This window comes from Streptomyces sp. NPDC020780, from assembly GCF_044334475.1.
In the GTDB taxonomy this organism is placed as follows: domain Bacteria; phylum Actinomycetota; class Actinomycetes; order Streptomycetales; family Streptomycetaceae; genus Streptomyces.
On the sequence record NZ_JBIRTB010000003.1, the window covers coordinates 352,991 to 374,009 of the forward strand.

General features: G+C 71.9%; 22 protein-coding genes and 1 pseudogene. 10 read left to right on the forward strand and 13 right to left on the reverse strand.

Going from position 1 to position 21,019, the window contains the following annotated elements:
• Nucleotides 1-46: 46 nt before the first annotated feature.
• On the forward strand, nt 47-1,078 hold the full coding sequence (locus ACH4VO_RS07780; RefSeq protein WP_360984819.1) for a LacI family DNA-binding transcriptional regulator: 1,032 nt from the start codon (nt 47-49) through the stop codon (nt 1,076-1,078).
• A 62-nt stretch (nt 1,079-1,140) separates the two neighbouring features.
• Here ACH4VO_RS07780 and ACH4VO_RS07785 read toward each other — a convergent pair whose 3' ends face one another.
• The 5 genes from ACH4VO_RS07785 to ACH4VO_RS07805 form a co-directional block, all read right to left on the reverse strand.
• Nucleotides 1,141-2,439 carry a DUF6986 family protein gene (locus ACH4VO_RS07785; protein WP_360984816.1) on the reverse strand — a complete coding sequence of 433 codons (1,299 nt, stop codon included), beginning with the start codon at nt 2,437-2,439 and terminating at the stop codon, nt 1,141-1,143.
• A 168-nt stretch (nt 2,440-2,607) separates the two neighbouring features.
• Nucleotides 2,608-3,570 (reverse strand): electron transfer flavoprotein subunit alpha/FixB family protein, encoded by a 963-nt coding sequence (locus ACH4VO_RS07790; RefSeq protein WP_360984813.1) that lies wholly within the window; start codon nt 3,568-3,570, stop codon nt 2,608-2,610.
• A gap of 58 nt (nt 3,571-3,628) precedes the next feature.
• The gene (locus tag ACH4VO_RS07795; protein ID WP_360984810.1) at nt 3,629-4,414 is read right to left on the reverse strand and encodes an electron transfer flavoprotein subunit beta/FixA family protein; all 786 of its coding nucleotides are present in this window, start codon (nt 4,412-4,414) and stop codon (nt 3,629-3,631) included.
• 200 nt (nt 4,415-4,614) lie between these two features.
• Nucleotides 4,615-5,121 carry a flavin reductase family protein gene (locus ACH4VO_RS07800; RefSeq protein ID WP_360984807.1) on the reverse strand — a complete coding sequence of 169 codons (507 nt, stop codon included), beginning with the start codon at nt 5,119-5,121 and terminating at the stop codon, nt 4,615-4,617.
• A gap of 208 nt (nt 5,122-5,329) precedes the next feature.
• On the reverse strand, nt 5,330-5,656 hold the full coding sequence (locus ACH4VO_RS07805) for a thioredoxin family protein (RefSeq protein WP_360984804.1): 327 nt from the start codon (nt 5,654-5,656) through the stop codon (nt 5,330-5,332).
• Nucleotides 5,657-5,875: 219 nt separating this feature from the next.
• Here ACH4VO_RS07805 and ACH4VO_RS07810 point away from each other — a divergent pair, with 219 nt between their 5' ends.
• Entirely contained in the window at nt 5,876-6,598 is a 723-nt protein-coding gene (locus ACH4VO_RS07810) for a lysophospholipid acyltransferase family protein (protein WP_360984801.1), read from the forward strand.
• A gap of 115 nt (nt 6,599-6,713) precedes the next feature.
• Here the strand turns inward: ACH4VO_RS07810 and ACH4VO_RS07815 are convergent, their stop codons facing one another.
• From ACH4VO_RS07815 to ACH4VO_RS07825, 3 genes are read right to left on the reverse strand one after another with little or no spacing between them, the layout of a single operon-like run.
• On the reverse strand, nt 6,714-7,775 hold the full coding sequence (locus ACH4VO_RS07815) for a low specificity L-threonine aldolase (RefSeq protein WP_360985075.1): 1,062 nt from the start codon (nt 7,773-7,775) through the stop codon (nt 6,714-6,716).
• Nucleotides 7,772-8,539: an SDR family NAD(P)-dependent oxidoreductase gene (locus ACH4VO_RS07820; protein ID WP_360984797.1), complete on the reverse strand. Its 768-nt coding sequence runs from the start codon at nt 8,537-8,539 to the stop codon at nt 7,772-7,774. Before ACH4VO_RS07820 ends, ACH4VO_RS07815 begins: the two co-directional genes overlap by 4 nt.
• A gap of 26 nt (nt 8,540-8,565) precedes the next feature.
• Complete coding sequence (locus ACH4VO_RS07825; RefSeq protein WP_360984794.1) at nt 8,566-9,963, reverse strand: DUF6421 family protein; 1,398 nt, start codon at nt 9,961-9,963, stop codon at nt 8,566-8,568.
• A gap of 246 nt (nt 9,964-10,209) precedes the next feature.
• Between ACH4VO_RS07825 and ACH4VO_RS07830 the strand changes: the two genes are divergently transcribed.
• On the forward strand, nt 10,210-10,893 hold the full coding sequence (locus ACH4VO_RS07830) for a glycerophosphodiester phosphodiesterase family protein (RefSeq protein ID WP_360984791.1): 684 nt from the start codon (nt 10,210-10,212) through the stop codon (nt 10,891-10,893).
• Between the two features lie 6 nt (nt 10,894-10,899).
• Here the strand turns inward: ACH4VO_RS07830 and ACH4VO_RS07835 are convergent, their stop codons facing one another.
• Nucleotides 10,900-11,448 (reverse strand): GNAT family N-acetyltransferase, encoded by a 549-nt coding sequence (locus ACH4VO_RS07835; protein ID WP_360984788.1) that lies wholly within the window; start codon nt 11,446-11,448, stop codon nt 10,900-10,902.
• Between the two features lie 199 nt (nt 11,449-11,647).
• Between ACH4VO_RS07835 and ACH4VO_RS07840 the strand changes: the two genes are divergently transcribed.
• The 5 genes and pseudogenes from ACH4VO_RS07840 (at nt 11,648) to ACH4VO_RS07860 (ending at nt 14,445) form a co-directional block, all read left to right on the forward strand.
• Nucleotides 11,648-12,250, forward strand: coding sequence for a DUF5134 domain-containing protein (locus ACH4VO_RS07840; protein WP_360984785.1), 603 nt, complete (start codon nt 11,648-11,650; stop codon nt 12,248-12,250).
• 86 nt (nt 12,251-12,336) lie between these two features.
• The gene (locus tag ACH4VO_RS07845) at nt 12,337-13,275 is read left to right on the forward strand and encodes a M56 family metallopeptidase (protein WP_360984782.1); all 939 of its coding nucleotides are present in this window, start codon (nt 12,337-12,339) and stop codon (nt 13,273-13,275) included.
• Nucleotides 13,276-13,309: 34 nt separating this feature from the next.
• Nucleotides 13,310-14,026, forward strand: coding sequence for a phosphatase PAP2 family protein (locus ACH4VO_RS07850; protein WP_360984779.1), 717 nt, complete (start codon nt 13,310-13,312; stop codon nt 14,024-14,026).
• Nucleotides 14,022-14,138, forward strand: a pseudogene (locus tag ACH4VO_RS07855) (hydrolase); the annotation flags it as partial. The gene ACH4VO_RS07850 and the pseudogene ACH4VO_RS07855, both read left to right, overlap by 5 nt.
• Before the next feature lie 127 nt (nt 14,139-14,265).
• Complete coding sequence (locus ACH4VO_RS07860; RefSeq protein WP_360984776.1) at nt 14,266-14,445, forward strand: hypothetical protein; 180 nt, start codon at nt 14,266-14,268, stop codon at nt 14,443-14,445.
• A 231-nt stretch (nt 14,446-14,676) separates the two neighbouring features.
• On the opposite strand, the gene ACH4VO_RS07865 is transcribed toward ACH4VO_RS07860, so the two are convergent.
• The gene (locus ACH4VO_RS07865) at nt 14,677-16,167 is read right to left on the reverse strand and encodes a hypothetical protein (protein ID WP_360984773.1); all 1,491 of its coding nucleotides are present in this window, start codon (nt 16,165-16,167) and stop codon (nt 14,677-14,679) included.
• A 181-nt stretch (nt 16,168-16,348) separates the two neighbouring features.
• Here ACH4VO_RS07865 and ACH4VO_RS07870 point away from each other — a divergent pair, with 181 nt between their 5' ends.
• Together ACH4VO_RS07870 and ACH4VO_RS07875 are read left to right on the forward strand one after the other, a co-directional pair.
• A complete protein-coding gene (locus tag ACH4VO_RS07870; RefSeq protein WP_360985072.1) occupies nt 16,349-17,011 on the forward strand; it encodes a DUF305 domain-containing protein in 663 nt (220 codons plus the stop codon).
• A 72-nt stretch (nt 17,012-17,083) separates the two neighbouring features.
• Nucleotides 17,084-18,457: an FAD-dependent oxidoreductase gene (locus ACH4VO_RS07875; RefSeq protein ID WP_360984770.1), complete on the forward strand. Its 1,374-nt coding sequence runs from the start codon at nt 17,084-17,086 to the stop codon at nt 18,455-18,457.
• A gap of 236 nt (nt 18,458-18,693) precedes the next feature.
• On the opposite strand, the gene ACH4VO_RS07880 is transcribed toward ACH4VO_RS07875, so the two are convergent.
• Genes ACH4VO_RS07880 through ACH4VO_RS07890 form a run of 3 tightly spaced genes read right to left on the reverse strand, consistent with a single transcriptional unit; the run spans nt 18,694 to nt 21,005 of the window.
• A complete protein-coding gene (locus tag ACH4VO_RS07880; RefSeq protein WP_398440897.1) occupies nt 18,694-19,110 on the reverse strand; it encodes a helix-turn-helix domain-containing protein in 417 nt (138 codons plus the stop codon).
• 32 nt (nt 19,111-19,142) lie between these two features.
• Nucleotides 19,143-19,868 (reverse strand): class I SAM-dependent methyltransferase, encoded by a 726-nt coding sequence (locus ACH4VO_RS07885; RefSeq protein WP_360984764.1) that lies wholly within the window; start codon nt 19,866-19,868, stop codon nt 19,143-19,145.
• Nucleotides 19,869-19,898: 30 nt separating this feature from the next.
• Entirely contained in the window at nt 19,899-21,005 is a 1,107-nt protein-coding gene (locus ACH4VO_RS07890) for an NADH:flavin oxidoreductase/NADH oxidase (RefSeq protein ID WP_360984761.1), read from the reverse strand.
• Between the last annotated feature and the right edge of the window lie 14 nt (nt 21,006-21,019).

The following is a 21,019-nucleotide window of genomic DNA, read 5'->3' on the forward strand; positions in this document are numbered from 1 at the left end:
CCGCCCGCACCGAAACCGCCCGCATCCGACGACAGGACAGCGCACCGTGGCCATGACCGCCCGCCATTCCGAGTCACGCTACGGCAACAGGCCGACCATGAAGGACGTGGCGGCCCGTGCCGGAGTCGGCCTCAAGACGGTCTCCCGGGTGGTGAACGGCGAACCCGGGGTCACCCCCGACACCGAACGCCGCGTGCAGGAGGCGATCGAGGCGCTCGGCTTCCGGCGCAACGACAGCGCCCGCGTGCTGCGCAAAGGCCGTACCGCTTCGATCGGGCTCGTGCTGGAGGATCTCGCGGACCCCTTCTACGGGCCCCTGAGCCGGGCGGTGGAGGAGGTGGCGCGGGCCCACGGCGCCCTGCTGATCAACGGGTCCAGCGCGGAGGACCCGGAGCGCGAGCAGGAGCTCGTACTCGCGCTCTGCGCCCGCCGCGTGGACGGTCTCATCGTGATCCCGGCGGGCGACGACCACCGCTATCTGGAGCCCGAGATGAAGGCGGGCATCGCCACGGTGTTCGTCGACCGCCCGGCAGGCCGGGTCGATGCCGACATGGTGCTCTCGGACAGCTTCGGCGGCGCGCGCCAGGGCGTGGCCCACCTGGTGGCCCACGGCCACCGCAGGATCGGTTTCATCGGCGACCAGCCGCGCATCCACACCGCCAAGGAGCGGCTGCGCGGCTACCACACGGCGATGACCGACGCCGGCATCACGGTCGAGGACTCCTGGGTCTCCCTCGGATCCACCGACCCCGCACGGGTCAGGGCGGCCACCGAGGCCATGCTGCGGGGCCCGGAGCCGGTCACGGCGCTCTTCGCCGGCAACAACCGTGTGACCGTCACCGTCGTGCGCGTCCTCGCCGAGTGCGACCGCAGGATCGCCCTGGTGGGCTTCGACGACATCGAACTGGCCGACCTGCTCGGCATCACGGTGATCTCGCAGGACGCCGCCGCGGTCGGCCGCACAGCGGCGGAGCACCTCTTCCGCCGTCTGGACGGGGCCGACCACGCCCCGGCGAGGGTGGAGCTCCCGACCCGGCTCGTCCCCCGGGGCTCGGGCGAGCTGCCGCCGGCCTCCTGAGGCCCTGCGCAGGGATCCGGAAGGCCCGGCACGGCCCGGTGGCCTACGGGGCCCCCGGTGGCCTACGGGGCCGTCACCGTCAGTCCGCCACGGCGGGGCGAGGCGAAGGCGTCCAGGTCCGAGCGGGTCAGGCCGGTCAGCTCCGCGACCTCGGCGGTGTCCAGGGCGCCGCAGTCGATGCCGCGCAGCAGGTAGCCGCTCAGCGCCTTCGCGGTCGCGGGCTCGTCCATCACGTCGCCGCCCGCCTTGGCGACGTAGGCGGCGAGACGGGACGCGGCCGCACCCAGGCCCTCGCGGTAGAAGGTGTAGACGGCCGCGTAACGGGTGGGCAGGTGGCCGGGGTGCATGTCCCAGCCCTGGTAGTAGGCGCGCGCCAGGGCCCGGCGGGTGAGCCCGTAGTGCAGGCGCCAGGCGTCGTGGACCTGCTCGGCGGGGCCGACGGGCAGCACGTTGGTGGACCCGTCGCAGACGCGCACGCCCGTGCCCGCCGCGGCGACCTGCATGACCGCCTTGGCATGGTCGGCGGCGGGGTGGTCGCTCGCCTGGTAGGCGGGGCTGACGCCGACACAGGCGCTGTAGTCGAATGTGCCGTAGTGCAGGCCGGTGGCGCGGCCCTCGGCGGCGTCGATCATGCGGGCGACGGCCGCGGTGCCGTCGGCGGCGAGGATGGACTGGCTCGTCTCGATCTGGATCTCGAACCCGAGCCGTCCGGCCGGCAGGCCGTGGGTCTCCTCGAAGGCCTCGAGCAGCCGGACGAAGGCGGCGACCTGTTCCGGGTAGGTCACCTTGGGCAGCGTCAGCACGAGCCCGTCGGGGAGGCCGCCGGCCCGCACGAGGCCGGTGAGGAAGACGTCCGTGGTGCGGATCCCGCGGTCGCGGACGGCGGCTTCCATGCACTTCGTCCGGATGCCCGTGTACGGCGCGGCGGTCCCGTCGGCGTACGCCTCGGCGACGAGCCGGGCCGTCCGGGCGGCCGCCTCGTCCTCCTCGGCGTCCGGCCGCGGCCCGTAGCCGTCCTCGAAGTCGATGCGCAGGTCCTCCACGGGCTCGCGCTCCAGCTTGGCGCGTACGCGGTCGTGGACGGGTTCCGCGAGCTCCTGGGGGATGCCGAGGATCCGGGCGAGCGCGGCGGCGTCCGGGGCGTGCTCGTCGAGCGCCTCCAGCGCCCGGTCGCCCCAGGAGCGGACGGTGGTGGCGGAGAAGGCGTCGGCGGGGACGTAGACGGTGTGCACGGGCTGGCGGGTGCCGGGGTCGCCCGGGTAGCGCCGGGCCAGTTCTGCGTCGACCGCCGTGAGGGAGGCGCTGATTCGCTCACCGACCGCACCGGCGAGGCTCGTCGCCACCTTCTCCTGCTGACCCATGACCGCACCCTCCACGCTCAGGACTTCCGCTTCCCGGAATTGTTCATCCGCATAGTGAAGTTATAAGCCCTCGGGCCCTGCGTCAATGGTGATCGGAAACGGCCCGGGGCCGCGCGGTGCGAACACCACGCGGCCCCGGGCCGCCCTGCCGGCACAGCTCCCGCGCGATCAGCCCTTGCGGGCCTTGACCTCGTCGGTCAGCTGCGGGACGACCTGGAACAGGTCGCCGACGACGCCGTAGTCGACGAGGTCGAAGATGGGTGCCTCGGCGTCCTTGTTGATCGCGACGATCGTCTTCGAGGTCTGCATGCCGGCCCGGTGCTGGATCGCGCCGGAGATGCCGGAGGCGATGTACAGCTGCGGCGAGACCGACTTACCGGTCTGGCCGACCTGGTTGGTGTGCGGGTACCAGCCGGCGTCGACCGCGGCACGGGAGGCGCCGACAGCCGCGCCGAGGGAGTCCGCCAGCGCCTCGATGATCGCGAAGTTCTCGGCGCCGTTGACGCCGCGGCCCCCGGAGACGACGATCGCGGCCTCGGTCAGCTCCGGACGGCCGGTCGACTCGCGCGGCGTGCGGGAGAGGACCTTCGTACCGGTGGCCTGCTCGGAGAACGAGACCGTGAGGGCCTCGACGGTGCCCGCGGCCGGGGCGGCCTCCACGGCGGCCGAGTTCGGCTTGACCGTGATGACCGGGGTGCCCTTGGAGACACGGGACTTGGTGGTGTAGGAGGCGGCGAACGCGGACTGCGTCGCGACCGGGCCCTCGGCGCCGGCCTCCAGGTCCACGGCGTCGGTGATGATGCCCGAGCCGATGCGCAGCGCGAGGCGGGCGGCGATCTCCTTGGCCTCCGCGGAGGAGGGCAGCAGCACGGCGGCGGGCGACACGGCGTCGTAGGCGGCCTGGAGCGCGTCCACCTTGGGTACGACGAGGTAGTCGGCGAACTCCGGGGCGTCGGCGGTGAGGACCTTGACGGCGCCGTGCTCGGCGAGCGCGGCGGCGGTGTCGCCGGCCCCGTTGCCGAGGGCGACGGCGACGGGCTCGCCGATACGGCGGGCGAGCGTCAGCAGTTCCAGGGTGGGCTTGCGGACGGCACCGTCCACGTGGTCGACATAGACGAGTACTTCAGCCATGGGACTTCAATCTCCTGCGTGCGAGGGAGTGCGGGGCGGCGGTGGGAACGGGCGGGGCTCAGATGAACTTCTGGCCCGCGAGGAACTCGGCCAGCTGCTTGCCGCCCTCGCCCTCGTCCTTGACGATCGTGCCCGCGGTGCGGGCCGGGCGCTCGGCCGCGGAGTCGACCGCGGTCCACGAGCCGCCGAGACCGACCTCGTCCGCCTCGATCTCCAGGTCCTCGAGGTCCAGCGACTCCACCGGCTTCTTCTTGGCCGCCATGATGCCCTTGAAGGACGGGTAGCGGGCCTCGCCCGACTGGTCGGTCACGGAGACCACGGCCGGGAGAGAGGCCTCGAGCTGCTCGCTCGCGGCGTCGCCGTCGCGGCGGCCCTTGACCGTGCCGTCCTGGACGGAGACCTCGGACAGGAGCGTGACCTGCGGGACGCCGAGGCGCTCCGCGAGCAGCGCCGGAAGGACACCCATGGTGCCGTCCGTCGATGCCATGCCGCAGATGACCAGGTCGTAACCGGTCTTCTCGACGGCCTTGGCCAGCACCAGGGAGGTGCCGATGACGTCGGTGCCGTGCAGGTCGTCGTCCTCGACGTGGACGGCCTTGTCGGCGCCCATCGACAGCGCCTTGCGCAGGGCGTCCTTGGCGTCCTCCGGACCCACCGTCAACACGGTGACCTCCGCGTCGTCCGCCTCGTCGGCGATCTGCAGCGCCTGCTCGACCGCGTACTCGTCGAGCTCCGACAGCAGACCGTCGACGTCGTCACGGTCCAGCGTCAGGTCATCGGCGAAGTGCCGGTCGCCGGTGGCGTCGGGTACGTACTTCACACAGACAACGATCCTCAAGCTCACGCCGGCTCTCCTACTGCATCGTCATTTCTGGGCTGCCTTGTTGCACGCAGCATAGGCGCCTTGTGGGGCGGTTTCCGGCCGGGTCGACCGGGCTCCGAAGGAAATATTACTCGCCAGTACATCCAGAGCGTTCCCCATGAGCAAGCGCGTGGAACTGTGACCTTGCCAACGCGGACCGCCCCCGCGCCACCTGCGTGCCCTCAGTCTCGCAGAGCCGTGAAACGGCCCTGGTGGTAGACCAGCGGCCGACCGCCGCCCGACGGGTCCCCGTGCACCACCTCGGCGATCACGATGCGGTGATCCCCGGCCGGGACACGGGCCACCACGCGGCAGACCAGCCACGCCACCACGCCACCCAGCAAGGGCACGCCCTCGGGCCCGCGGCGCCACTCGGTGGACGGCCCGAAGCGGTCGGCGCCGCTTCGCGCGAAGGTGGCGGCGAGCTCCGGCTGGTCCTCCCCGAGCAGGTGTACGCCGATGTGCTCGGCCTCCGCCACGACCGGCCAGCTGGAGGAGGAGGTACCCACGCCGAAGGAGACGAGGGGCGGCTCGGCGGCGACGGAGGTGAGCGAGGTGGCCGTGAAACCGACCGGGCGTTCCCCGGCCGCGGTGATCACGGCGACCCCGGCGGCGTGCTGCCGGAAGACGGAGCGCAGGAGCTCGGGCGAGGCCGTTCGAGGGGAGTCGAGATCGGGCGAGGCCGTCATCGGCGGGTCCTTCTGGGAGGGGGCGTGCGGGGCCGCGGGTTCGTCAGGCACCCGGACAGCGCGCACTGGCGTGGCGCACGAGATCGACATGCACCCGGCCGAAGAGAAGCAGTTCAGGCGGCATAGCGTCAGGCTGACGATGAGTGGTGTGTGCAGTCAAGTGCGTACGGTCATGTGGGAGATGTGTCACGGCCCCTCACATCGCCCCTCACATCGCCGCTCCCAGCGCCGCGACGACATCGGCCGTACGCGGCTGACCGGCGGCCCGTCGCACGATGCGCCCGGCCGCGTCGAGGACGAGGACGGTGGGAGTCCGGCTGATCCGGAGGCTGCGGACGAGCGCGAGGTGGGCCTCGGCGTCGATCTCGATGTGGGCGACCCCGTCGACCATCGCGGCCACCTCCGTGAGGACGCGCCGGGTGGCGCCGCAGGGCCTGCAGAAGGCACTCGAGAACTGCACGAGAGTGGCCCGCTCCCCCAGCGGCGCCCCGAGTTGCGCGGCGTCCAGGGTGCCGCCGATCGTCCGCCCGTCCATACCCGTCTCCTCCTCCGAGCTCCGCGCAAAGGGTCAGCACCGGACTTCCGCGTTACATTCCCGGAGGTTTCACGTGACGAGAATCTCTCGCTCCAGGGCCTTCGGGGCTGGCCACGGCGTCGCACATGGGGCACCATCGCCACAATGCCGAAAACCTACGGCTGCGTAACTTCCGCCGGGAGAACCCTCCCCAGGCATTGAAGAAGGGTCTTCATCCAGATGGCAGAACTCGTCTATCGGCCGGTCATCGGCGCCGCTCGCACGCTGTTCAAGGCGCTCGACCTGAAGATCGACACTCAGGGTTCGGAGCACATCCCGAAGACCGGCGGTGCGGTACTGGTCAGCAACCACATCAGCTATCTGGACTTCATCTTCACCGGGCTCGGCGCGCTGCCGCAGAAGCGGCTCGTCCGCTTCATGGCCAAGGAGTCGGTCTTCCGGCACAGGATCTCCGGCCCGCTGATGCGCGGTATGAAGCACATCCCCGTCGACCGCGACCAGGGCGAGGACGCCTACGCGCACGCCCTCGCCTCGCTGCGCTCCGGGGAGATCGTCGGGGTGTTCCCCGAGGCGACCATCTCCCAGTCGTTCACGCTGAAGAGCTTCAAGTCGGGGGCCGCCCGGCTGGCGCAGGAGGCCGGCGTGCCGCTGATCCCGATGGCGCTGTGGGGCACCCAGCGTCTGTGGACCAAGGGCCGGCCGCGTAACTTCCGGCGCAGCCACACGCCGATCACCATCCGCGTCGGCGAACCCCTGGAGGCACCCGCCGACCAGTACGCCGGCGCCATCACCCGCCGGCTGCGCGAGCGGGTGCAGGAACTGCTCGAGGCGGCCCAGCGGGCGTATCCGGTACGCCCGAAGGACGCGAGCGACACCTGGTGGGTGCCGGCGCACCTCGGTGGTACGGCTCCGACGCCCGCCGAGGCCCGCGAGCGCGGCTGACCGGCCGGCGGGGCCGTGGTGGACACACCGCGGCCCCGCACAAGGCACAGCACGGCGCAGCGGCCGGCCGGAGGATCCGGTCGGCCGCTGCCTCGTGAGGGTGCGGAAGGCCCCGTCAGCGGGCCATCTCCTCCTTGAGCGCCAGGACGAAGGCGTCGACGTCTTCCTCACGGGTGTCGAAGGCGCACATCCAGCGCACGTCACCGGCCTTCTCGTCCCAGAAGTAGAACCGGAAGCGCTTCTGCAGCCGCTCGGTCACCTCGTGCGGGAGCCGGGCGAAGACCGCGTTGGCCTGGACGGGGTGCAGGATCTCCACGCCGTCCACGGCGCGCACCCCCTCGGCGAGCCGCTGTGCCATGGCGTTGGCGTGCCGGGCGTTGCGCAGCCAGAGGTCGCGCGCGAGGAGTGCCTCGAGCTGGACGGAGACGAAGCGCATCTTCGAGGCCAGCTGCATCGACATCTTGCGCAGGTGCTTCATCGCCCGGACGGCCTCCGGCCGCAGGACCACGACGGCCTCGCCGAACAGCGCGCCGTTCTTCGTACCGCCGAAGCTGAGCACGTCCACGCCGACCGTGTTGGTGAACGTGCGCATCGGCACGTCCAGCGACGCGGCCGCGTTGGCTATCCGGGCACCGTCCAGGTGGACCTTCATGCCCCGTTCGTGGGCGTGGTCGCAGATCGCCCGGATCTCGCCGGGGGTGTAGACGGTGCCGAGCTCGGTGTTCTGTGTGAGGGACACGACCTGCGGCATAGCCCGGTGCTCGTCGTCCCAGCCGTACGCCTGGCGGTCGATGAGTTCCGGCGTCAGCTTGCCGTCGGGGGTCGGGACGGTGAGCAGCTTCAGCCCGCCCATCCGCTCCGGGGCGCCGCCCTCGTCCACGTTGATGTGGGCGGACTCCGCGCAGATCACCGCACCCCAGCGGTCGGTGAGCGCCTGGAGGGCGAGGACGTTGGCGCCCGTGCCGTTGAAGACGGGGAACGCTTCGGCGGTGGGGCCGAAGTGGCTGTGGATGACCCGTTGGAGGTGTCCTGTGTAGTCGTCCTCGCCGTAGGCGACCTGGTGGCCGCCGTTGGCGAGGGCGAGAGCCGCGAGGATCTCCGGGTGCGCGCCCGCGTAGTTGTCGCTCGCGAACCCGCGTACCTGCGGATCGTGGTGCCGACGCGCGTCGGTCCTCAGGGTTGCGGGGTCAGCCACAGGCGCTTTCCGTTCACTTCTCCGGCGGGCTTGTCCCAGACGCCGGCGATGGCCTCGGCCAGCTCCTCGACGTCGGTGAAGCCCGCGAACTTCGCATGCGGGCGCTCGGCGCGCATCGCGTCGTGCACCAGTGCCTTGACCACCAGGATCGCAGCAGCCGCCGCGGGGCCGTCGTCGCCCCCCGCCTTGCGGAAGGCGTCGCCCAGGGCGAGGGTCCAGGCCTCCGCCGCGGCCTTGGACGCCGCGTAGGCCGCGTTGCCGGCGGTGGGGCTGCTCGCCCCGGCGGCGCTGATGAGCACGTACCTGCCGCGGTCGCTGCGCTGGAGCGGTTCCTGGAAGGCGAGGGTGGTGGACTGGACGGTCCGGATCAGCAGCTTCTCCAGGAAGTCCCAGTCGGCGAGGCTGGTCTCCGCGAAGCTCTTGCTGCCGCGCCATCCGCCGACGAGGTGGACCAGGCCGTCGATCCGGCCGAACTCCTTCTCGGTCTTGACGGCCCACTCCCGGGCGGCGCCCGGATCGAGCAGGTCCACGGTGTCGCCGGTGACGGTCGCTCCGCCGTGGGCGTAGCGCGCGGCGTCCACCGCCTCGGCGAGCCGTTCGGGGTTGGCGTCGGAGGCGACCACGGTCGCCCCCGCCTCGGCCAGCCGCAGGAGGGTGGCCCGGCCCGCCGGCCCGGCCGCTCCGGCCACCGCGATCACCGCACCCTCGAGCCCGCCGTCCCTGTCGCCCATGCCTGTCGCGTTCATGGCCACCGCCTCCTCAGAACCTGCGTTCACGCGGCTGCCCGCCCGGCGTCCGTCGCGGTGATGCCCTTGGTGGAGGCGATCACGTGCTTGAGTTTCTTGGCGAGCGCCTCATAGAACATGCTCAGGGGAAACTCGTCGGGAAGCACGTCGTCGACGAGCCTGCGCGGCGGTTGTGTCACGTCCAGGGCGTCGGGGCCCTTGGCCCAGCGCGATCCGGGGTGCGGGGAGAGATACGTCGCGACCAGGTCGTAGGCGGCGAACCAGTGCACCAGCTTGGGGCGGTCGATGCCGTCGCGGTAGAGCTTCTCGATCTCACCGCAGAGCTGGTTGGTGACCTGCGGGGCGCGGGCCCAGTCGATCTTCAGCGTGTTGTCGGTCCAGCGGACCACGTCGTGCTTGTGGAGGTAGGCGAAGAGGAGCTGACCGCCGAGGCCGTCGTAGTTGCGTACGCGCTCGCCGGTGACGGGGAAACGGAACATCCGGTCGAACAGCACCGCGAACTGCACGTCACGACCCTGGCCGAACCCGTCGGCCTCCAGCTTCACGGCCTCCTTGAAGGCGGTGAGGTCGCAGCGCAGTTCTTCCAGGCCGTACATCCAGAACGGCTGGCGCTGCTTGATCATGAAGGGGTCGAACGGCAGGTCACCGTGGCTGTGGGTGCGGTCGTGGACCATGTCCCAGAGGACGAAGGCCTGCTCGCAGCGCTTCTGGTCGCCGATCATCTCCCGGATGTCGTCCGGGAGTTCAAGGCCCAGGAGGTCGACGGCGGCCTCGGTCACCCGGCGGAAGCGGGCAGCCTCGCGGTCGCAGAAGATGCCGCCCCAGCTGAAGCGCTCCGGGGCCTCGCGCACGGCGATGGTCTCGGGGAAGAGGACCGCGGAGTTGGTGTCGTAGCCCGAAGTGAAGTCCTCGAAGGTGATGCCGCAGAAGAGCGGGTTGTCGTAGCGCGTGGCCTCGAGGTCGGCGAGCCACTCGGGCCACACCATCCGCAGCACGACCGCTTCGAGGTTGCGGTCGGGGTTGCCGTTCTGCGTGTACATCGCGAACACGACCAGGTGCTGGAGGCCGTCGGCACGGTTCCTGGCCGGCTGGAAGGCGAGCAGGGAGTCGAGGAAGTCCGGTACGCCGAAGCCGTCCGCGGCCCAGCGGCGGAGGTCACCGACGAGCGCGCGGTGGTAGTCGGTGTCGTGCGGGAGCAGCGGGGAGAGCTCCTCGATCGCTCCGGTCACGCGCGCCAGAGTGGCCACGGCCGTGTCCCGGGAGGGGGCGCCGTCGGCGGAGAAGTCGATGGAGCCGTCCTTCGACTGCCAGGGGCGCAGCTCTTCCACGGCACTCTTGAGCGCGGACCAGGCCGGGTGCTCGACGACCCGCTGGGCAGCAGCTATCGCGCCGGATACTGGAGCTTGCTCAAGAATTTCCGTCATAACACTTCCTTCACGGGAGAACCTCGCGTCGGACAACCCTATCCACGGGCCGTCTCTTCGGACAAGTGGAGGGCTGAAAATTATCCTGCCACTCTTCTTTGTCACCGCGTTTTTTCCTGCCACACATGAGCTGGACAACTTCTTCCGTCGGGAGCGCGGGAGATCCGGCGTCCTGGACACGGGAACTGGTTCCCTGGGGGCAGGAGCTGCGGACGAAGCACGGACGATGACGGAAGCGGGAGTGCCTTGACTTTTCTCACCATCGGCCATCGCGGCGTGATGGGCGTCGCGCCGGAGAACACACTGCGCTCGTTCACGTACGCGGAGCAGGCCGGCATGGACGCCGTCGAGCTGGATCTGCACCTGAGCAAGGACGGCGCGCTCACCGTCATGCACGACGCCGCCGTGGACCGCACGACGGACGGCACGGGACCGATCGCCGGGAAGACCCTGGACGAGCTGCGCCGGCTCGACGCGGGCCAGGGCGAGCGGGTGCCCGTCTTCGAGGAGGTGCTGGACGCGATCGGCCTGCCCCTGCAGGCCGAGATCAAGGACGTGGCTGCGGCCCGCGCACTGGCCGAGGTGATGCTGCGGCGGAAGCTGGCCGGCCGGGTGGAGGTGTCCTCGTTCCACGACGAGGCGGTGGCCGAGATCGCCCAGCTGGTCCCGGGGGTGCGGACGGTCCTCATCGCGAGCCGCTGGGGCGGTGACGTGGTGGAACGGGCGGAGGCGGTGGGCGCGGCGACGCTCGCCCTGAACATCCGGCGCCTGACGCTGGAGGTCGTCGAGGAGGCGCACGCGCGGGGTCTGAAGGTGATCGGCTGGGTCGTGAACACGCCGGACCACCTGAGGCTGGCGAAGGCGCTCGGCCTGGACGGCGCGACGACGGACTACCCGGAGATCCGGCGCGCCGGCCGTTTCACCGCCTGAGGGCCGCTACAGCTCCTTGACCAGCAGCTCGAGGGCGAGATCTTCGCGCCGGGGGATGCCGAAGCGCTCGTCGCCGTACGGGAAGGGGGTCAGCTCTCCCGTACGGCGGTAGCCCCGGCGCTCGTACCAGGCGATCAGTTCCTCGCGGACGGTGATCACCGTCATGTGCATCTCGCGCACGCCCCAGCTCGCGCGGGCGGCGCGCTCCGCCTCGGCGATGATCACCTTGCCGAGGCCGGCGCCCTGCAGTTCCGGCTTGACGGCGAACATACCGAAGTAGGCGGCCGTGCCGCGGTGCTCCAGCTGGCAGCAGGCGACCGGCTCGCCGTCCAGCTCGGCCAGGAGCATCCGTCCGGCAGGGGCCGCGACCACCTCGCGCACCCCCTGCGCGTCGGTGCGCTGCCCGTCGAGGAGGTCCGCCTCCGTGGTCCAGCCGGCGCGGCTGGCGTCCCCCCGGTAGGCGGATTCGACGAGCCGCACCAGGGCGGGTACGTCGTCCTCGGTCGCGTCGCGGAAGGTCAGCTGCGCCTGGTCAGGGGCCTGTGCGGTGTCCATGGTGGCGTTCTCCGGTCGTGTGCTGCCGACAAGTGCCGTCCGAGCCTAACGGCCCTGCGGGCGGGCACCGGCCCGGCCGTGACCACCCCCCGCAGGCCGGGTCGCGCTCCCCCAGTACCCCAATGCGCCCCGGTAGGACGGCTCCCGGCGGGGCATCGATGGGGCGACACCGGCGTCATTCGCTCCAGGGGGGTGCACCGTGCACGGACCGGCGCTGTCCGGCGGGCTGCTGATGGTGTTGTGCGGGATCACGGGCACGTACTGCCTGCTGCGGACCCGCAGCGGCACGAAGGGGGAACGCAGGACGGCGCGCGCCGAGGCGCTGATGGGGTTCGGGATGGCCCTCATGGCGGTGCCGGCGGCGCTGCTCACTCTCCCGGAGTGGATGTGGGCGGTGTACGCGCTGGTGTTCGCCGGCGCGGCTGCGCGCGCGCTCGTGGCCGCCCGGCGCAGCGCCCACCACCTGCACCACCTGGTGGGTTCGCTGGCCATGGTCTACATGGCCCTCGCGATGGCCCCCGGGGCGGCCGGGGGCGGGCACGGCGGCCACCTCGCGCACGCCGCCACGACGGGTGCCGCCGGGGCGGCGGGAGGCGTGCCCCTGCTGACGGGCGCCCTGCTGGCCTACTACGCGCTGTACGTACTGCGCTCCGCGGGCCGGCTGATGCCGGCGGCCGCCACGGCGAGCGGCGCGGGCGGAAGCGGTGCGGTCGGTTTCGCCCCGGGCGCGCGGCCCGAGTTCACCTCGGCGTGCAGACTGACGATGGGCATAGCCATGTTCGCCATGCTGCTCACCATGTGAGACGACGGCCACGGCAAACCGTGGCGTACGTCACTTGCCACGCGAGGCCGTACCCCTGGTACCGCATCGCTCATAGGCTGACACCCATGTGGGTCTCCTGCACGTTGCTGCTGCTCGGCGCACTGGCTGCCGTCGTGGCCCCGAGCCTGATGGCGCGGGCCCGGTGGCCGGAGCGCGAGCCTGTGGTGGCCCTGTGGGTCTGGCAGTGCGTGGTGGCCGGGGTCCTGCTGTCGTTCGCGCTCGCGATGACGTTCAGCGCGGCCGCCGCCTGGCAGGCGGTGCGCGGGCACGTGTTCGCACCCGCCCCGCACGCCGTGGTCGAGGCCTACGCGCTCGGCGCGTACGGGCCGTGGTCGGCGGTCATCGCGGTCCTGCTGGCACTCGGCGGGCTGTGGACCGCCGCCATGCTCGTGCGGGAGGTCCACCGGGCCCGGCTGCGCCGCAGGCGGCGGCGCACGGAACTGCTGGTGCGTTCCCCGCTGATGCCCGGCGAGGAGCCGGACGGCGGCGGCCGTCTCGTGGTGCTGGAGGGACGGCGTCCCGATGCCTGGTGGCTGCCCGGTACGGCGCCCCGGCTGGTCGTCACCACCGCGGCACTCGGGCGGCTGAAGGGCCGTCAGCTCGACGCGGTGCTCGCGCACGAGCAGGGCCACGCGCAGGCCCGCCATGACTGGCTGCTGCACTGCTCGGCCGCGCTCGCGACCGGCTTCCCGCAGGTCCCGGTGTTCGCCGCGTTCCGCGACGAGATGCACCGCCTCGTCGAACTGGCTGCGGACGACGTGGCCTCACGGCGCTTCGGCCGGCTCACGACCGCGCTCGCCCTGGTCGGACTCAACGAGGACCGAGGGGTGTTCGGTCCCTGTCCTCCGCCGGACACGCAGGTACCGCTCCGGGTGAACCGGCTGCTCGCCCCGGTGGAACGGCTCACCGCGGGGCGCCGGCTGCGGCTGACGGCCGCCGCCGCGCTGGTACCGGTCGTGCCGCTGCTGGTGGCGGTCGTGCCGGGACTCCGCGCCCTCGGATAGCCGGATCCGGGGGTCGTCCGCGAGGATCGCTCCCATGCACTCCCCTACCCTCTCCCCGCCGCGCGCCTCACACCGCACCTCACTCCTGCTGGGCGCGGGCGTCGTCTGCGCCCTTCTCTCCGCAGCCCTGACCGCTCTCGTCGCGGTGCGATGGCCGCCGCTGATGTCCCTGGACGGCACCGTGGCCAGGTCGCTGCACCGCGGAGCCGTGACGGAGCCGGGGCTGGTCCACCTCAACCGGGTCCTGACGGACTGGGTATGGGATCCCTGGACGATGCGCGTCCTGACCGCCGTGGTGGTGATCGCCCTGTGGTGGCGCGGGGCGCCTCGGCTCGCCGGATGGGTGGCGGCGACCAGCCTTCTGGCGACCGTCCTGCAGCAGGCGCTGAAGTCCGCGGTGGGGCGGGAGCGTCCGCAGTGGCCGGATCCTGTGGACTCGGCGCATTACGCCGCCTTCCCGTCGGGCCACGCCATGACGGCGATGGTGACCTGCGGGCTGCTGCTGTGGCTGCTGCGTCTGTACGGCGCCGCACCGCTGCTGTGGCGGACGGCTGTCGTGGTGGCCGTCGTCTCCGTGCTGGGTGTGGCCTTCACCCGCCTCTACCTGGGGGTGCACTGGCTGTCCGATGTGGTGGGCGGGCTGCTGCTGGGCGGAGCCGTGACGGCCCTCTGCGCTGCCGCGTACGGAGCGCGCCGGGTGGCCGGTGACGAGGAGGGCGGCGTTGTGGAGCCGCCCGCTCGACGGCGGTGACGACCGCCGTGCGGACGGCGGGGCGGCGGCGCTGGGCTGTGACGTGCGCTACGTGGACCACCTGCCCGTGGCGGAACGCCCGGACGGGCTCCGGGCCCTCGGACTGGTGTAGCGCGCCGGAAACCACCCACGCCGTGCCGCGGCCAGCACCCGCCGTGAAAATTTCCGGGAGACGGTGTGAGGGATATCCCTGCGCTCACGGGGGTGAAGTGCCGGACCCGGGCCCTAACCTGGGTGACATGTCCCCGAATCCGAACACGTCCGTCTCCGTGCGTCCCGTCTCCGTGGTCAACGAGGAGATCCGCGCCCTGTGGCAGCGTTCGGGCGGACTGTTGTCCCGGGAGGACGAGAAGGAGTACCAGCGCCTGCTGGCGGAGTGGGCGGCTGCGGCGGGTACGAGCGTGCGGCCGGCCGCCTGACGCCGTGGGCGGGTCCGCCGCGCCGGGCGGGGACAGGGGTGGGCGCCCCCGCGCTGATTCCGGCGATCCCCCGCGTCGCCGGAATCAGGGGTACAGCATGTCGCCGCGCGGGTCGTCGGTCAATGAATTAACGGCTCCGCTCGCTACGACCGCGGCGGAGCCGCGACCCGCCGGGCGGAAGCCGCCCGGCGGGTCGCGTGCGTTCTCTCCGGCCGGATGGTGCGGCCGGGGTCAGCGGTCGAAGTAGTCCGGCTGCGTCTGCACGTTGAGCTCCGGAAGCCGCACCTTCTCGGCCGGGTCCGTCCGCCGGTCGTCGAGCTTCAGGACGTCGAAGCCCTTGGCGATGTCGTTGGAGTAGATGTAGCCGTTGTAGTAGTACGCCGACCAGGGGCCGGCCGTCGTGACCGCGTCCGTCGAGACCGGACCGCGCTCGAAGTACGCGATCTCCTTCGGCGTCGAGGAGTCGGTGAAGTCCCACACCGACACCCCGCCCTGGTACCAGGCCTGGACCATCAGGTCCTTGCCCTTCACCGGGATGATCGACCCGTTGTGCGCGACGCAGACCTCGGTGTCGGCCTGCGGGCGGTCGATCTTGAAGTAGCTCCGGAAGACCAGCTTGCGGTGGTCGCCCCGGCCGGTGATGTCGTAGATGCCGTCGGCCCCGCGGTGGGGACCGACCTCGTCGTTGCAGGTGGCCGCGCCGCCGCCGCCGAGCTCATCGGTGAAGACGACCTTGTCGGCCTTCTGGTTGAAGGTCGCGGAGTGCCAGAAGGCGAAGTTCACGTTGTCCTGCACCCGGTCGATGATCTTCGGGTTCTCCGGGTCCTCGATGGAGAACAGCAGACCGTCGCCCATGCACGCCCCGGCAGCCAGGTCCTTCGACGGCAGCACGGTGATGTCGTGGCACCCGGTGGTCTTGGAGACGCCGGGGTTGGTCGGCGCGCCCGGGTTGCCGCCGTCCGGGAAGAGCACCGGGAAGTTCACGATCCGGGACTTCTCGGGGGCGCTGCGCGGCACCTTGATGACGGAGATCCCGTCGTGCGGCGGCTGGCAGTCGGGGAACGCCTCGTTGGGCGAGTACGAGGAGACGTACACGTACACGTTCTTGCGCTCGGGCACGATCGTGTGGGTGTGCGACCCGCACGCGGTCTCGACGGCGGCGACGTACTTCGGGTTGCGCTTGTCGCTGATGTCGAAGACCTTCATGCCCTCCCAGGAGGACTTCTCCGTGGCGGGCTGTGTCGTGCTCGCACACGAGTTGTCGCTGCGCGAGGAGTCGGTCGACAGGAAGAGCAGGTTCCCGGAGACCGAGATGTCGTTCTGCGATCCGGGGCAGAGGACCTGTGCGACCGTCCTCGGGCTCCTGGGGTCGCTGATGTCGAAGATGCGGAAGCCGTCGTAGTTGCCGGCGTAGGCGTACTTCCCCTGGAAGGCCAGGTCAGTGTTGAGCCCCCGCAGCGCGTCCTTGGGGACGTTGGCGAGGTGCTCGATGTTGTCGCTGTGGACGATCTCGTCCACGCCGGGTATCTCGCCGCTCTCGATGGCGGCCCGGGCTTCGGCCTGCTGGCTCACGGAAACACCGCTGCGCGTGGTGGCGGTGTCGCCGGGGTCGGGCGTCGCGGCCGCGGGTCCGGCCGTCAGCAGAGTGGCGATGAGCCCGGCCGCGGCTGCCGCCACACCCAGACGTCTGCGCCGCACGCTGGTGGTGTGCAACGAGGTCACTGCGTCCTCCCTTGTATCCGTTCGTAGGCGAACGGTTCCTGGACTCCGGCAGTATCGTCCCTCTCATGTACACACCAACAGATGGCAACAGAGACGTAATGAAAGTTTTTGATCAACGGCCCGTGGAAGGTGTTAGGACGGTTTCCCACACACCCATGTGGCACTGGAGGTCGCCGTGTTGATGCCCCGTCGGACCACGCGCATGCGCGCAACCGCTCTGGCGACGACGCTCGTCGCCGCCGTACTGGCCTTGGGCGCCTGCGACGACGGAGGCTCCGAGGACGGGGCGAAGGCCGGGCCGGACAAGGGCCTCACGGTGGTGGCCCCCGGGAGGCCGGGCGAGCCGGCCCGGACACTGTCGGCCGCGGACGCGGCGAAGGCCGCGGGGGACGACACCCCCAACTCCGCCGACTTCCGCTACGCCCGGATGATGATCGCGCATCACGAGCAGGCACTCGTGCTCACCGCTCTCGTCCCCGGCCGGGCGGCCTCGCCCTCCGTCGAACGGCTCGCGGAGCGCATCTCGGCAGGCCAGAAGCCGGAGATCGGTGCCATGGAGGGGTGGCTGAAGAACAACGGCGGCGAGGGCCGTGCGGAGACCCACGACCACTCCGCGATGCCGGGTATGGCGACCGAGGCGCAGCTCGACCGTCTGCGTGCGGCGCGGGGCAAGGCGTTCGACCAGCTGTTCCTGGAACTGATGATCACCCACCACCAGGGGGCGGTCACCATGGCGGCCGAGGCGCTCGCGGACGGCAACAACGTCCTGGTCGAGGAGATGGCCAACGACGTGATGGCCCAGCAGACGGTGGAGATCGACCGGATGCGCGGACTGATGGCCTGACGGTCCGCGCGCCCCTGCCTCGTTGTGCCGGCCGGTGCCATGCTGGAGGCATCCTGCGGGAAGAGGTGCGCCGTGCTCCGTGTCGCCGTCGTCGGTTCGGGCCCCAGCGGGGTCTACACGGCCCAGGCCCTTGTGCAGCAGTCGCGGGTACCGGACGTGCGGGTGCACGTGCTGGACAGGCTGCCCGCCCCGTACGGTCTGGTCCGTTACGGGGTGGCGCCCGACCACGAGAAGATCAAGTCACTCCAGAGCAGCCTGCGGGCCGTTCTGGAGGACGAGCGGATCACCTTCGCCGGCCATGTCGAGGTGGGCGGCGAAACCGGTCCGTCACCCGCCCGGCTCAAGGAGCTCTACCACGCGGTGGTCTACTGCGTCGGCGCGTCGGCCGACCGGCCGCTCGGCGTGCCGGGCGAGGAGCTGCCCGGCAGCCTTTCGGCCACCGACTTCGTCTCCTGGTACAGCGCCCACCCGGACGCGGCGGTCGACGCCTTCGCGCTCCGGGCACGCGCGGCCGTGGTCCTGGGGGTCGGTAACGTCGCGGTCGACGTGGCCCGGATCCTGGCCCGGGGCGCTGCCGAGCTGCGCTCCACCGACGTACCGCGTGCCGTGCTGGAGGCCCTGGAGGCGAGCCAGCTTCGCGAGGTGCACATCGTGGGCAGGCGGGGCCCCTCGCAGGCCAGGTTCACCACCAAGGAGCTCCGCGAACTCGGCGCGCTGCCGGGCGCCCGGACGGTCGTGGACGGCGCCGAACTGGCCCTGGACCCGGTCTGGTCGGCCCTCGCGGGCGGCCCGGGAGCAGCGCCGCCGCCCGCGGTCGTCCGGCGCAATCTGGAGGTGCTGCACGGCTGGTCGGCGCGGGGGGCGCCGGAACGGGAGCGCACCGTCCGGCTGCGGTTCTTCCTGCGGCCGGTGGAGCTGCTGGAGAGGGGCGGGCGGGTCGCCGGCGTACGGTTCGCGCGTACCGCTCCCGACGGCGCGGGCGGCATCCGGGACACCGGCGACTTCGAGGACATCGAGGCGGGGCTCGTCCTGCGGGCGGTGGGGTACCGGGGGACGCCGCTGGCCGGGCTGCCCTTCGACCCGGTACGCGGGACGGTGCCGCACGTGGGTGGCCGGGTCCTCAGGGACGGGGTGGCCTCGCCCGGCGAGTACGTCGCGGGGTGGATCAAGCGGGGTCCTACGGGCGTCATCGGCTCGAACAGGCCCTGCGCCAAGGAGACCGTCGCCTCGCTGGTCGACGACGCGCCGCTGCTGGCCGCCAGGGAGGTGCCGGCCGATCCGCTGGGCGCGCTGCGCGCGCAGGGGTTGCGGCCGGTGGAGTGGGACGGCTGGCTGTCGATCGAACGCGCCGAGGCCGCGCTCGGGCACTCGCTCGGCCGCGGCCGGGTGAAGATCGCGGACTGGCCTGGGCTGCTGGGCGCGGCCCGGGGCGGGAACCGGCCGTGACGCAGCGGGAGGGCTCCAGGCGCCGGCTCCCCGCCGACGGGCGGGGCCTGACGCCTGCCGCTGACCGGTCGCAGGGCGTGTTCCGAAACGAGCGTCATCCGACCGGAGGGCGGGCCGGCCTGCGCCCGGTGCGGGCGATCGCACGGCGGAGTGCCGCCCCGGTACACCAGGTGCCGGGACGACCCCGGCAACGCGGCGAGGGCCCGGAGCCGTCGTCGCGCGCCGCGGGACGGATCTCAGCCCTGGAGGCCCGACGTTTCGGGGGCGTCTGCCCGCGCGCCCGCTTCCAGGCGCTTCGCCTGCAGGTCGGCCGCGCCGAGGACACTGTCCAGGAGGCCGGGGAAGAGGGCGTCCAGGTCGTCCGTGCGCAGGCCGCTCAGCTTGGCCGTGCCGCGGTAGAACTGCTGGATGACCCCGCTCTCGCGCAGCACCCGGAAGTGGTGCGTGCTGGTGGACTTGGACACCGGGAGGTCGAAGCGGGAGCAGGCCAGCTCGGCGGCGTCGTGGGCCAGCTGGCGCACGATGCGCAGCCGTATCGGATCGGAGAGCGCGTGGAGCACACCTTCGACGCGGATCTCCTCGCGCGAGGGGTGGGCGAGCGCACGGCCGGCGTTCGACGTCACAGTGGCTCCAGTTCGTCCAGGGACACCCATTGTACGAGAGCTGTCGTAGTTGTTTCACTGTTCTACTGCCGGGTGGCCACGACGAGGCGGGCGCGGGGGCTGCCGTCGGGCCTGCTTCCCAGCTCCTCCAGCGGGAGCAGCCGTACCGCGAACCCGGCGCGCTCGAGATCGTCCTTCACCTCGGTGAGCGGGAAGGTGCGGTAGTACATGACGAACCGGGGGCGCCACAGCGCGTTGCGCACCCGCATGGCCGCGTCGAAGCCGAGCAGCGACCAGTACGCCCACGAGCCCACCTCGGGCGGCGCTCCGACCGGGAAGGCGAACGTGCCGCCCGGCCGCAGCGAGGCACGCACCTGTGCGAAGAGGCCGGGGCGCTCCCCCGGCAGGAAGTGCCCGAAAGCCCCGAAGCTCAGGGCCAGATCGAAGACGGGGGCGAAGGGCAGCGCCCGCGCGTCGGCCCGCACCCAGTCGACCGCGGGGCCCCCGGCCCCGGTCCGCGCCGACCGCGCCACGGCGAGCATGCCCGCACTGAAGTCGACGCCGGTGACACGCTCCCTGCATAGCCCGCGCAGGACCCCCACCCCCGCTCCGGTGCCGCAGCACACGTCCAGGCCGCGGTCGAACGGCCCGAGCGGACGCACCGCCCGGCCGACCGCTTCGAGCACCCTGTCGGGGGTCCGGTAGGGCGACCCGTCGAACTTCGGGGCGAGCAGGTCGTACCCGCGCATCGTCGAGGACAGCGCCTGCACGGCCAGTTCGCGGAAGGTGGGGCCCTGTGGAGTGGACATCGGACCCCAGGCTACCCGCGCGGCCGCCTGTCAGACGGCGTAGCCGTACTGTTCGGGCGCCCGCACGTCGCCTCCGAGCGCACGCGCCGCGCTGCGGGCGAAGTAGGGGTCTCGCAGCAGTTCCCTGCCGAGCAGGACGGCGTCCGCGCTGCCGTCGGCGAGGATCTTCTCGGCCTGGACGGGGTCGGTGATGAGCCCGACCGCGGCCACCGGGAGGCCCGTCTCCGCGCGCACCCGGGCGGCGAACGGCACCTGGTAGCCCGGCTCCACGGGGATCCGCGCCCTGGGGGCGAGCCCTCCGGTCGAGACGTCCAGCAGGTCGATGCCGTGGGCGCGCAGTTCACGGGCGAGGCGGACCGTGTCGTCGGCGGTCCATCCCTCACGCTCGTCGTCCGCGTTCTCGGTCAGCCAGTCGGTGGCGGAGATGCGGAAGAACAGCGGGAGTTCCTCGGGCCACACGGCCCGTACGGCGTCCACGACCTCCAGGGCGAAGCGGACGCGGTTCTCGAACGAGCCGCCGTAGGCGTCCGTGCGGTGGTTGCTGTGCGGGGAGAGGAACTGGCCGATGAGGTAGCCGTGGGCGCCGTGGATCTCCGCGACCTTGAAACCGGCCGCGAGCGCCCGGCGGGCGGCGTCGGCGAAGTGGCCGACGATCTCCTGGATACCGTCGACGGTCAGCTCGGCGGGCACGAGGTGGCCCTCGTCGTACGGGAGGGGGCTCGGGGCGACCGGCTGCCAGCCCTCGCCTCCCTGGGTTCCGGCCTGGAGGGGGCCGCCACCGCGCCAGGGGCGGTCGGTCGAGGCCTTGCGGCCGGCGTGGGCGAGCTGGATGCCGGGGACGGTGCCCTGCCGGGCGAGGAAGTCGGTGATACGGCGGAAGGCTTCCGTCTGCCGGTCGTTCCAGATCCCCAGGTCGGCGGGGCTGATCCTGCCCTCGGGGCTCACCGCGGTCGCCTCGACGAGTACGAGGCCGGTTCCGCCCGCCCCGCGGGCGGCGTAGTGCGTGAAGTGCCAGTCGTTGGCCACGCCGGCCTCCGGCCCGGACGTCTCCGCGCTGTACTGGCACATGGGCGCCATCCAGACGCGGTTGGGCACGGACAGCGAGCGCAGGGCATAGGGCTCGAAGAGTGAACTCACGGGGGTCTCCGCTT